The sequence below is a fragment of the Vibrio agarivorans genome, assembly GCF_030409635.1.
Classification (GTDB): domain Bacteria; phylum Pseudomonadota; class Gammaproteobacteria; order Enterobacterales; family Vibrionaceae; genus Vibrio; species Vibrio agarivorans.
The window spans coordinates 473380-485572 of sequence record NZ_JAUFQF010000004.1 but is presented as its reverse complement, the minus strand read 5'-3'; the positions used below and the strand labels follow the sequence as shown (position 1 = coordinate 485572).

General features: G+C 46.9%; 12 protein-coding genes. 9 read left to right on the top strand and 3 right to left on the bottom strand.

Features of this window, described 5'->3' with window-relative positions; all coding sequences use genetic code 11:
* Positions 1–603: 603 nt before the first annotated feature.
* Together QWZ05_RS10550 and ygfZ are read right to left on the bottom strand one after the other, a co-directional pair.
* Positions 604–1077 carry an aminoacyl-tRNA deacylase gene (locus QWZ05_RS10550; RefSeq protein WP_264875455.1) on the bottom strand — a complete coding sequence of 158 codons (474 nt, stop codon included), beginning with the start codon at positions 1075–1077 and terminating at the stop codon, positions 604–606.
* Positions 1067–2056, bottom strand: a complete 990-nt coding sequence (gene ygfZ / locus QWZ05_RS10545) for a tRNA-modifying protein YgfZ (protein WP_290298315.1) — start codon at positions 2054–2056, stop codon at positions 1067–1069. The genes QWZ05_RS10550 and ygfZ overlap by 11 nt, the downstream gene beginning before the upstream one ends.
* A gap of 178 nt (positions 2057–2234) precedes the next feature.
* Between ygfZ and QWZ05_RS10540 the strand changes: the two genes are divergently transcribed.
* Entirely contained in the window at positions 2235–2495 is a 261-nt protein-coding gene (locus tag QWZ05_RS10540; protein WP_264874728.1) for an FAD assembly factor SdhE, read from the top strand.
* 403 nt (positions 2496–2898) lie between these two features.
* Here QWZ05_RS10540 and nadB read toward each other — a convergent pair whose 3' ends face one another.
* Positions 2899–4509 carry an L-aspartate oxidase gene (gene nadB / locus QWZ05_RS10535; protein ID WP_264874729.1) on the bottom strand — a complete coding sequence of 537 codons (1611 nt, stop codon included), beginning with the start codon at positions 4507–4509 and terminating at the stop codon, positions 2899–2901.
* A gap of 377 nt (positions 4510–4886) precedes the next feature.
* Between nadB and rpoE the strand changes: the two genes are divergently transcribed.
* The 8 genes from rpoE (at position 4887) to era (ending at position 12133) form a co-directional block, all read left to right on the top strand.
* A complete protein-coding gene (rpoE, locus tag QWZ05_RS10530) occupies positions 4887–5465 on the top strand; it encodes an RNA polymerase sigma factor RpoE (protein WP_264874730.1) in 579 nt (192 codons plus the stop codon).
* A gap of 47 nt (positions 5466–5512) precedes the next feature.
* The gene (locus QWZ05_RS10525; RefSeq protein WP_264874731.1) at positions 5513–6124 is read left to right on the top strand and encodes an RseA family anti-sigma factor; all 612 of its coding nucleotides are present in this window, start codon (positions 5513–5515) and stop codon (positions 6122–6124) included.
* A complete protein-coding gene (gene rseB, locus QWZ05_RS10520; protein WP_264874732.1) occupies positions 6121–7083 on the top strand; it encodes a sigma-E factor regulatory protein RseB in 963 nt (320 codons plus the stop codon). The genes QWZ05_RS10525 and rseB overlap by 4 nt, the downstream gene beginning before the upstream one ends.
* Positions 7080–7556 (top strand): SoxR reducing system RseC family protein, encoded by a 477-nt coding sequence (locus QWZ05_RS10515; RefSeq protein ID WP_264874733.1) that lies wholly within the window; start codon positions 7080–7082, stop codon positions 7554–7556. Before rseB ends, QWZ05_RS10515 begins: the two co-directional genes overlap by 4 nt.
* A 113-nt stretch (positions 7557–7669) precedes the next feature.
* Positions 7670–9463 (top strand): translation elongation factor 4, encoded by a 1794-nt coding sequence (gene lepA, locus QWZ05_RS10510; protein WP_264874734.1) that lies wholly within the window; start codon positions 7670–7672, stop codon positions 9461–9463.
* A gap of 97 nt (positions 9464–9560) precedes the next feature.
* A complete protein-coding gene (lepB, locus tag QWZ05_RS10505) occupies positions 9561–10457 on the top strand; it encodes a signal peptidase I (RefSeq protein ID WP_264874735.1) in 897 nt (298 codons plus the stop codon).
* 31 nt (positions 10458–10488) lie between these two features.
* Complete coding sequence (rnc, locus tag QWZ05_RS10500) at positions 10489–11166, top strand: ribonuclease III (protein WP_264874736.1); 678 nt, start codon at positions 10489–10491, stop codon at positions 11164–11166.
* Positions 11159–12133 carry a GTPase Era gene (gene era, locus QWZ05_RS10495; protein ID WP_264874737.1) on the top strand — a complete coding sequence of 325 codons (975 nt, stop codon included), beginning with the start codon at positions 11159–11161 and terminating at the stop codon, positions 12131–12133. The genes rnc and era overlap by 8 nt, the downstream gene beginning before the upstream one ends.
* Positions 12134–12193: the final 60 nt, after the last annotated feature.

Here is a 12193-nt window from a genome sequence, read left to right as displayed (position 1 = left end):
TGTTGGACGGATCGGTCATCAAAATTCACTAGTTTGGATAATTGTGCTTAGTCTGACAATTTTCAGGTCAAAAGTTCCAATTTGAGTGATCGGTTTCTCAAGTTTACGTTTGTAAGAGAACTTGTCATTTAATTGTCTTGAGACGCGATTTTAGCGTTAAGCCTAGAAATGATGTTAATGCCAAGTAAGGTAACTGTCTGATGTTGAACAGGAGTTGGTGCTAGTGTGGGGTGTTGATTAAAAAAAAGCCCGCACGAAAGTTGTGCGGGCGAATAGTCACAGATGCATTACACAAAAAGTGGATATTCTGAAAAAATCAGTGGATTCACTTTGTCGTTGGATTCCAAGCTCACCTTGGGTGGAGACCGCACACTTCCTAACCAACGCATTCACAGTATCGCATTGCGCCGTGAATGACTAGTTATGATTTTATAATGAATATTAATTCGGCCGTTAGGTTGATTTTATGCGATCTGGTTGGCAGATTCAGTTATGTAACAAGCTATGAGTTGCATAAAGTGCCACTTTTATTAAAGTGGCAAGCTTACAAATTTAGATATTTCACCAATGCTCTGCTCACAAATAGCCAGTTCATAGATGGAGCTAGCGGCAAATATCACCCATGGTCGGTTGGCAGAGTTTAAAGAGATCGCTCGGGGCCAATGCTAAACCCGCTAGCCGATCACCGCTGCTAATGGTGACTCTATCGAGCTCGATCAATCTTGTATCGATAACGATAGGCATAGCTCGCTTTAATAGCAGTGGAGTAACAGTACCAGCCTTGTAGCCGGTGATAGACTCTAGCTGATCAAGCTGGACACAAGTCATTCGTCGCCAGTTGAGAAGTGAGCGTACTTTTTTCGGATCGACACTCTGATCGCCAGGGATACAGGCGAGGGCATAGCGCTCACTCATATCTCTAAGCAGGATAGACTTTACCATCTGTTGAGGAGAGATACCGCGAGCGCTGGCGGTATCTTGGATTGAAACGGTCTCATACTCTTGGTGAAGGATTTCAAACGCGACGCCTTGCTGCTGTAAAAAGCAGGTAAGCGGCGTAGTGAAGTTATTCTTCATCATCAAGGGAGTAGGGTAGAGGGTTCATTTTCCAAATGCTGCCTTCAGTGCTAGCAAGGCGCAAAGTGGTATCGTCTTCGAGGTTATTTGGTGCGATAAGTTGCCCAATGACTTTACCGTCAGAGTATTGGAAGTAAGTTAGCAATGAGCCTACAGCACGCCAGTTGTCTCCCACCGAGCGCTCGATATTGACATTTTCATTAGGCTTCAATGATTCTGCCTTCTCACTCTCCACAATGATCATCTCACGTTTGTTCATGCCGCGGTATTTAGCACGTGCAACGGTTTCCTGACCGGTATAGCAGCCCTTACTAAAGCTGATGCCACCGATAGCTTGTAAGTTAACTGCTTGTGGAATGTGCTGATTTTGGGCGAAGTCTTCAATAACTGGGTTCGCTTCGAGGATGTCGAGTAAAGTCCATAGGCTGTTATCGCAAAGCGGTGCGCCACTGTATTGCTCGGATAGCCCCTCAACAAGTTGTTGCGCGGCAGATGAATCTAGGGCTAAAAGCCAACGCTGCTGACTGATTTTAACCGCTGTACCACCTGATAATTTTCGCACATCACCACGTTGCTCAGAGAGTGAGTCGATAAATGATTGTGCTTGATGGCCGATAACGCCGAGCAAAATATCTTGTGACTGCTCAATGGTTACTTTTGAAAAGATTGCGTATTTCTTTAACTCAACCAACTCTTGTGCAATGGCGGATTGAGGCTGGAACATGGCATAGCCGTCTCCATGATGAAACAGACGAAATGCCGACCAAGTTTTTCCTTTGGCATCACAGTGGGCCCCTAAGGTGGATTGCTCTTGGTTTAGAGATACGACATCACACGTCACTTGTCCTTGAAGATAAGACTTTTTGTCTTCACCTAGCATAGAGATCAAGCCCCATTGTGAAAGATGGCTAATCGCCAGTTCAGGGAGTGCTTCATTGGATGCTAAAGAAAAAGGTTTGAAGTGTGTATTCCAGTCCATAAGTCGTTGCCTTCATCGGAAATGTTTCAATCATGGTAAACCTGTATGTGAGGGCGCTTCAAGCGTCTTCAATAGATAGCGATAAAAAACTTTGCTGTAAACAGAACGTGATTTAGGTTGTGGCTTTTTTAAGATGGGTTGATACACTCAGCAGAGATTAATTGGTAGAGGATTATCGATGTATACTCAGGAAGAAAAAGCGCGTATCAAGTGGGCCTGTCGTCGAGGCATGCTAGAGCTTGATGTTGTCATTATGCCGTTTTTTGAAGAGTGCTTTAACACTTTGACTGAATCTGAACAGCAAGACTTTGTGTCGCTATTAGAGTGTGATGACCCAGATTTGTTTACATGGGTGATGGGACACGGTCGCAGTGAAAATCTTAGTCACGCCTCGATGGTGGATAAGATTGTTGCCCACAACCTCTCTAAAGTGCGTTAACACCACCTTAAAACCGCCCCTGACAGCTCAATTATGTGCGGCAGGCCTTCTTGCTGTGTGTATTTGGGCTGTTGCTATATCTGCAATTCCTCTGGTGACTAGCTGGGCTATTCTTACACCTCTCTGCTACTTAGCGTGCACGCAAACCCTATTTCCCCGCTCATTACACGGTAATATTACGCTAAAGTCTGATCGTCAGATGGTAGTGAGGCAGAACAACACTTGTGTGAATTATTATCGTGTGGCTAGTGTGCAGTTAGCACTTTCTGAATGGTTGCTTGTGGTAGAGTTTTATGGGGTAGGGCGCTGCTTAGTCTGGAGACAAAGTATGACCGACAGAGAGTATCGTCAATGGATTCGCTGGTTGCGACAAGGGCAAGAGCTCTTGTCGCAACACGATCAACTAAGCTGACTGGTTAGGATCTAGAATCGTTGGACCGCTGTTTTCAATCTGGTCAGGGTAGTCCAGTGTGTAGTGCAGGCCGCGACTCTCTTTTCGTTGCATCGCACAGCGAACCATCAACTCGGCAACTTGCAGCAAGTTACGCAGTTCAAGAAGGTTGTTTGATACACGGAAATTACTGTAGTAGTCGTGGGTCTCTTGTTGCAATAACTGAATACGACGCATAGCGCGCTCTAGGCGTTTGTCAGTGCGCACGATACCCATGTAATCCCACATAAATAGGCGTAGTTCATGCCAGTTATGCTGAATAATGACCTCTTCGTCAGAGTTCGTAACCTGACTTTCATCCCAAGCTGGAATCGCGTCGACGCTTTCAACACTATCAAGGTTTTTCAGCACGTCTTTTGCTGCCGACCATGCATAAACCACACACTCGAGCAGTGAGTTCGAGGCCATACGGTTTGCGCCGTGAAGACCGGTATAACTGACCTCGCCAATCGCATATAGGTTGGCGATATCGGTTGAGCCGTTCTTGTCGACAATCACACCACCACACGTATAGTGCGCAGCAGGCACTACAGGAATGGCCTCTTTGGTCATATCAATGCCCAAATCCATCAAGCGAGAGTATATCGTTGGGAAATGCTTCTCGATAAATTCGGTAGGCTTATGGCTTATATCTAGATACATACAATCCGCACCGAGACGTTTCATCTCGAAATCGATCGCGCGCGCGACAATATCACGTGGAGCGAGTTCTTCACGTTGGTCAAAATCAGGCATAAAGCGCGAGCCATCAGGTCTACGCAGGTATGCGCCTTCGCCGCGCAGTGCCTCGGTCAGCAGGAAGTTACGAGCTTCGGGGTGGAACAAACACGTTGGATGAAACTGGTTAAACTCAAGGTTAGCGACACGACAGCCGGCACGCCAAGCCATTGCTATACCGTCACCTGAAGAGACATCAGGGTTAGAAGTGTATTGATAGACTTTAGAAGCGCCGCCTGTGGCTAGAATAACAAACTTAGCGCGCACGGTTTCAACGCGCTCCAAGTTGCGGTTCCAGATGTAAGCGCCAACGACTTTCTTATCACCGTTCTCACTGTTGTCGGTTACTAAGTCGAGCGCATTGTAACGTTCAAAGATAGAGATATTAGGGTGGTTATGAGCGTTGTCCTGTAGTGAGGTCTGCATCGCCATGCCAGTGGCATCAGCTGCATGCAAAATACGGCGGTGACTGTGGCCTCCTTCACGAGTTAAGTGGTAACGAGGGGCTTCATCAGAGTCATCGTCTTCACGGTCAAAAGGTACGCCGCCATCGATGAGCCACTGCACACATTTTTTTCCGTTTTTTGCAATAAACTCAACGCTGTCTTGTTCACACAAGCCGGCACCCGCAATCAGTGTATCTTCGACATGTGACTCAACGCTGTCGCCTTCATCAAATACAGCGGCAATACCGCCTTGAGCGTAAAAAGTGGCGCCTTCACTGCGCGGCCCTTTGCTCAGTACGATGACTTTCGCATGATTCGCCACGCGCAGAGCCAAAGAGAGGCCAGCAGCCCCGCTACCCACGACTAACACATCACAACTATGTTCTCGGTTTTCACTCATAACTTTTTTATCCAATCCCCAAAAGTCATCCTAAATTTGGGCTAGTACGGTTCAATCCATCTTCTCTGCTAAGCAGAGTTTCACCGTGTTACGTATATTCACGACCCACTATATTAACAGCTTCAACCCCTTTGAGCAGTTGATTTCCGTTGCTTTTATCATCGAATCGACTCAATATTGATAATGAATAGTAATTTTTATCCAGTTCACACTATTTGCGCTAAAGCATTTTTTTCTCACTCGTTGTGGAACTTTTCCTAAACCCTTGAGTCACAATAAGTGCTCACATACGCGGTGGTATAGTGACTGCTAATGATCAATGAAAGCTCATATCTGTGAGGATAAGAGTCATAATAACAACGGGAGTAGCCGCTCGAATGAACGAGCAGACTGATCAAGTTCTCATTGAGCGAGTTCAGAACGGAGATAAGCAAGCATTCAATTTATTGGTAGTACGTTACCAAAACAAGGTTTGTAATCTTATCTCTCGGTATATCAACAATCCAGGTGATGTTGCGGATGTGGCCCAAGAGGCATTCATTAAAGCGTATCGTGCCATCCCATCTTTTCGAGGTGAAAGTGCCTTTTACACTTGGCTATACCGGATTGCTGTGAATACCGCGAAGAACCACATCGTAGCACAGAGCCGCAGACCGCCTGCTACTGATGTTGATGCCGAAGAAGCTGAATTTTATGAAACAGGTAACGCTTTAAAAGAAATATCGAACCCAGAGAACCTAACGTTGTCCAATGAATTGAAACGAACGGTTTTCGCTGCGATAGAAGCGCTACCAGAAGATTTGAAAACCGCAATGACACTTCGCGAGCTTGATGGCTTGAGCTACGAAGAGATTGCAGAAGTGATGGATTGCCCTGTTGGAACGGTACGTTCTCGTATCTTCCGAGCGCGTGAGTCCGTGGAGAAGAAAATTGCTCCATTGCTCAAAAAGCACTGATGGGCAGTTGTATTCAAGGTTTGAACCAATAGATGATGGTGAAAAGAATGGCTGACAAAGAGAAACTTTCAGCACTCATGGATGGTGAAGCGCTCGATGACGAACAACTGCTGGCATATGCAGAAAGTGATCAAGACGCGATTGAAAGTTGGAAACACTACCATTTAATTGGTGATGTGATGCGTGGTGAAGCGCCAGAGCAACCCAATTGGGATATTGCTGGCTCGGTAGCTGCAGCATTAGAGGCAGAGCCTGCGCATCAAGGTGCTGATGTATCGCCAATGATGGAAGCGCAACCGAAACCTGAAGTTGCCAAACGTCAGCTTCCTGCGTGGATAGCCCAGTTTGGTCAAGTGGCAGTCGCTGCTTGTGTCTCATTTGCGGTTATCCTAGGTGTGCAGCAGTACAGTGGTCAGGATAGCCAGATCTCTCCTGAAGCTGACCAGTTGCCAGTGCTACAAACTATCCCATTTGCTGGTAGTGCAGAGCCTGTAAGCTTGACGCGTGAGTCTGTACAAAAACCAGCAACCAACGAAGCGAATGTGCAAGAACAGCATCGTCGTATCAATGCTGTCCTGCAAGATTACGAACTTCAGCTGAGATTAAACAGCAGTTACGACGCAGCTTCAGATCTCAATGATGAACCGGTAGTTGAATGAAAAAAATTCTGATCAGCGCTCTGACGCTGTTCGGTCTGACTATACACAATGCCTCTGCAGAACAACCTGCAGAGGCTTTGTTACAAGATATGCATCAGGCCAGTGAGCAATTGAGTTATGAACTCTCTTATATCCTGATCAAAAAGAACAGCATCGAACCGCTTTTATATCGCCACGCCAGATCGGAAGATCAGCAGTTGGCACATCTTCTTTACCTCAGTGGCCCTGTTCGAGAGGTGATTCGTCGTGGTGGCGAAGTCAGTTATGTCGAACCGGGTGTCGAGCCTTTCACGGTTGAGTCCAATGACATGGTGGCTCCGACTATCCCACTGCTCCACAGTGACATCGAAAAGCTAAGTCAGAACTACGACTTTGTTAGTGTGGGTCGCGCTCGTGAAGCGGGCAGTGCGACACAAGTCGTACGCATCGTGCCTAAAGACGGTTTACGTTACTCCTACGTTTTGTGGGTGGATGAAAACTCTCACCTACCATTGCGCGCCGATCTTGTTGATCGTGATGGTGAAGTGCTCGAGCAGTTCCGTACCATTTCATTTGTGGTGAATGATCAAATCTCTGAGGTGATGTCGGGGCTCAAGGACGTTAATCTTCCTAATGTCTTGACCTTACCAAAAGGTAACGTGAGTGAGGCGGCTTGGAGTGTTGGTTGGGTACCTTCTGGGTTTGAACCAGCCGAGGTTAATCGCTACCGAATGGCAATGACCGATCGTTTGGTGGAAACACAGATGTACACTGATGGCCTGTTTAACTTCTCTATTTATATTGCTGAGCGTGATGAAAACTCACTGCAAGGACAGGTTATTCGCCAAGGACGCCGCACTTTACATACGTTTGTTAAAGGCACTGCTGAGATCTCGATAGTGGGAGACATTCCGCCATCAACGGCACAACGAATCGCTCAGTCAGTCGCTATTGAGCCTGTTAAGGCGTTAGAACAATGATGACCGCACTCGCGCAGGTTACGGCTGTGCAACCTGCTCTGGGGGGCTGGCAAGCAACCCTGAGCTGTGAGCAAAAGACCAGTTGTAGCAGTTGCGCGTCAAAAAGTTCGTGTGGTACAGGTCTCGTATCAAATGCGATTGGAAACAAAAGCCTAACTTGGCAGCTGGTTACTGAGCAGTCTATTCAAGTGGGTGATACGGTTGAAATCGGCTTACCTGAGCGCAAGTTACTCAGCTTCGCAGCTGCAACTTACCTTATGCCTCTCCTGTTTCTCGTTATAGGCGCGATAGCAGGGCAAACTTGGCTTCAGCCATTTCTTGGCGCCGGAGAGGGAGCCGTCATATTGCTTGGTATCGTTGGCGCAGCTATCGGCTTTATCGTCGCTCGACAATTTGTTCGCAAGCGTGAGAAAGAGACCTCTTCACAAGTCGTTCTGCTCAGAATACTGGGCAGTCAGATTCCTGTTGTCTAAAATGGATGCGAAGTCAGCAGAAATTGGGTAGAATCTGCCAACTTATTTGTCCGGTATGCCAGAGTGCGTGCCAGATGACGTCATTTTGATAACAGAGTTTAGTCACACCATCTATGAAGCACATTCGTAACTTTTCGATTATCGCACACATCGACCATGGTAAGTCGACCCTATCAGACCGTTTGATCCAAGTTTGTGGTGGATTGAGCGACCGTGAAATGGCCGCACAGGTTCTTGACTCAATGGACCTTGAGCGTGAGCGTGGTATCACCATCAAATCACAGAGTGTGACGCTTAACTACACTGCTAAAGATGGCGAAACATACCAACTTAACTTCATCGACACTCCAGGGCACGTAGACTTCGCATACGAAGTGTCTCGCTCGCTAGCCGCTTGTGAAGGTGCGCTGTTGGTTGTTGATGCTGGTCAGGGCGTTGAAGCTCAGACACTGGCTAACTGCTACACAGCCATTGAAATGGATCTTGAGGTAGTGCCAATCCTTAACAAGATTGACCTTCCAGCTGCTGATCCTGAGCGCGTTTCTGAAGAAATTGAAGAGATCGTCGGCATCGATGCAATGGAAGCAACCCGTTGTAGTGCGAAAACTGGTATTGGCGTAGGTGATGTTCTAGAAAACATCGTTTCTGCGATCCCAGCGCCAGAAGGCGATCCAGAAGCACCGCTACAAGCTTTGATCATTGACTCTTGGTTCGATAACTATCTTGGTGTTGTTTCACTTGTTCGTATTAAGAACGGTGAGCTGAAGAAGAACGACAAGATCAAGGTAATGAGCACGGGCCAAGTATGGGGTGTAGACCGTCTAGGTATCTTCACGCCAAAACAGGTTGATACTGATGTCCTACGCACTGGCGAAGTAGGCTGGGTTGTTTGTGGTATTAAAGACATTCTTGGTGCACCTGTTGGTGATACATTGACACTGGCTAAGAATGGCAGTGAAAAAGCCCTACCAGGCTTTAAGAAAGTAAAACCTCAGGTATATGCAGGTCTGTTCCCTGTCTCTTCTGATGACTACGAGAACTTCCGTGATGCACTAGGCAAACTTAGCCTAAATGATGCGTCTCTGTTCTACGAACCAGAAAACTCGGCAGCGCTAGGCTTTGGTTTCCGTTGTGGCTTCCTTGGCATGCTGCACATGGAGATCATCCAAGAGCGTCTAGAGCGTGAGTACGACCTAGACCTGATTACAACCGCACCAACGGTAGTTTACGAAGTTGAGCGCACTGATGGTACTCTTCTGTATGTGGATAGCCCAGCTAAGCTACCTGCAGTGAATGATATCGAAGAGATTCGTGAGCCAATCGCACGCTGTAACATCCTTGTGCCGTCAGAGTACTTAGGTAACGTTATCACACTGTGTGTTGAGAAACGTGGTACTCAGGTTGATATGGTTTACCACGGCAACCAAGTTGCGGTAACGTACGATATTCCGATGGCAGAAGTGGTTCTCGACTTCTTCGACCGTTTGAAGTCTACGTCACGTGGTTACGCATCACTTGATTACAACTTCCAGCGTTTTGAAGCCTCTAGCATGGTTCGTGTTGATGTTCTGCTTAACGGTGATACGGTTGATGCTCTAGCGATGATTACGCACAAAGATCAATCGCAAACGCGTGGTCGTCAGTTGGTAGAGAAGATGAAAGAGTTCATCCCTCGTCAAATGTTTGATATCGCGATTCAAGCGGCAATCGGTAACCACATTATTGCGCGCTCAACGGTGAAACAGCTGCGTAAGAACGTAATCGCTAAGTGTTACGGTGGTGACGTGAGTCGTAAGAAGAAGCTTCTGAAGAAACAGAAAGAAGGTAAGAAACGCATGAAGCAAATTGGTAACGTTGAGTTGCCACAAGAAGCGTTCCTTGCAATCCTACACGTAGGTAAAGATTAATCGCGCAGCTGATTATTTCAGAATGAGCAATTAAGGTTTGGATAAGTGAAAGGGTTTCGGCTCTTTCACTTTCGTATTTTTAAGATAAGGGAAGTCAATGGCGAATACATTTTCACTCATTCTTGTCATAGTGACACTAGTGACTGGTATTGTATGGGCACTCGAGAAGTGGGTTTGGGCGAAAAAGCGTGAAGAGAAATTGGAGCGTATTAAAGAGCAGACCAACGAATTGGATGCAAAAACGCTGGAAAAAGCAGCAGCACAACCGTGGTGGATTGAGAATAGTGTTTCTATCTTTCCAGTGATTGCGGTGGTGTTGGTATTGCGCTCCTTTATTTATGAACCTTTTCAGATTCCATCAGGCTCAATGATGCCAACCCTGCTCGTTGGGGATTTTATTCTGGTGGAGAAATACGCTTACGGGATCAAAGACCCGGTATGGCGTAAAGAGTTGGTGGAAACGGGTAAGCCTGAACACGGTGATATCGCTGTATTCAAGTACCCTCCGCAACCAAATATTGACTACATTAAACGTGTCATCGGTCTTCCTGGTGATACAGTGCGTTACTCAGCGAACAAAGAGCTGTGTATTCAAGCGCAAGGTGAGAGTACGTGTCGCGAGCTGCCTCTATCAAATGTGAGAGAGAGTGAGTTTAATCAAAACGGTATCCCACTTATTCAGATGAATGAGAAGTTGGCGGAAGTTGAGCACGAGGTGCTCGTACACCCGCTGCGTCGTGACCGAATTGATGCGTATCAGCCTCGACCTGGCGTTAATGAGTGGGTTGTTCCTCAAGGTCACTACTTTGTAATGGGTGACAACCGCGATAATAGTGCCGATAGTCGTTACTGGGGCTTTGTTCCAGAAGAGAACCTTGTAGGTAAAGCTGTCGCTATTTGGATCAGTTTCGAGTTTGAACGCGATCCGAGCAGCGTGTTGCCAGGTTGGATCCCAACTGGGGTTCGCTTTAACCGTATCGGCGGTATTCACTAGCCCATATTTGGGCACAACACAACGAGAGAGCATGAATTCTCAAATTGAAAAACTAGAAAGAAAGCTCGGCTATCAGTTTAACGATAGCGAGCTTTTGAGTTTGGCACTGACACACCGCAGTGCCAACAGTAAGCACAACGAGCGTCTTGAGTTTCTGGGCGATTCAATTTTAAGTTTTGTCATTGCAGACGACTTATACCACCGCTTCCCGAAAGTGACGGAAGGGGATATGAGCCGTATGCGTGCAACATTAGTACGTGGTAATACTCTGGCTGAACTTGGCCGTGAGTTTGAACTGGGTGACTACTTAAAATTAGGTCCAGGTGAACTAAAGAGTGGCGGTTTCCGTCGCGATTCGATCTTGGCAGATGCGGTAGAAGCTATCATTGGCGCGATTTATCTCGACAGTGATGTTGAAGTCGTGCGTAAGATCATCCTTGATTGGTACTTGTCTCGTCTTGAAGCGATCCAGCCGGGTGTATCCCAAAAAGATCCTAAAACACGCTTGCAAGAGTTTCTGCAAGGCAGAAGAAAACCGCTTCCTGTCTACACAGTGACTAATATTAAAGGTGAAGCACACAACCAAGAGTTTACGGTTTCGTGTGAAGTTGCAGGCATAGGACAGCCTGTTATCGGTAAAGGTACCAGTCGTCGCAAGGCTGAACAAGCGGCCGCTGAGACAGCATTAGGGCAATTGACCAATGGCTGATTCAACAGAAAACAACGAGTTCGACATTGATGCGTTTTTCTCATCAACGGGCGAAACTTCGACCCCAGAAAACCAGCACTGTGGTTTTATTGCGATTGTAGGCCGTCCGAATGTCGGTAAATCGACTCTTTTGAACAAGATTCTTGGTCAGAAGATTTCGATCACTTCGCGCAAGCCACAAACGACGCGTCACCGCATTATGGGTGTGGACACCGAAGGTGATTACCAAGCGATTTATGTCGACACTCCAGGGCTTCACATCGAAGAGAAGCGTGCTATTAACCGTTTGATGAACCGTGCTGCAAACTCATCACTCAGTGATGTGAACCTAGTATTCTTCCTTGTTGATGGTACGCATTGGACCAACGACGATGAGATGGTCTTGACCAAGCTGAAGAAGTCGAACTTCCCAGTCGTTCTTTGTGTGAACAAAGTCGACAACGTTGCCGATCGTAACGATGTCATGATGCACATGCACGAGATGGCGAAGAAGATGGACTTTGTTGATGTGGTGCCAATCTCTGCGAAGCACGGCAAGAACATCGATGTACTGCGCAAGCACGTACGCGATCATTTACCGCTGGCAACACACCACTTCCCTGAAGAGTATGTGACTGACCGTTCACAGCGTTTTATGGCTTCAGAGATCCTGCGTGAAAAACTGATGCGATTCACGGGTGATGAGCTGCCTTACTCAGTCACGGTTGAGATTGAGCGATTCGATTACAACCCAGACACTGATGGCTTCCATATCAATGGCCTGATTCTGGTTGAGCGTAATGGCCAAAAGAAAATGGTGATTGGCAAAGGCGGTGAAAAGATCAAAACCATTGGTCGTGAAGCTCGTCTTGATATGGAAGAGCTGTTTGGACGTAAGGTTTACCTAGAGACTTGGGTAAAAGTGAAGTCTGGTTGGGCTGATGATGAACGAGCGCTTCGTTCACTAGGTTACATCGACGATTTATAATCACAGTGAGGCGTATAGCTTCGCTCCGATGGTAAGATAAGAAGGAGCCTTTGGGCTCCT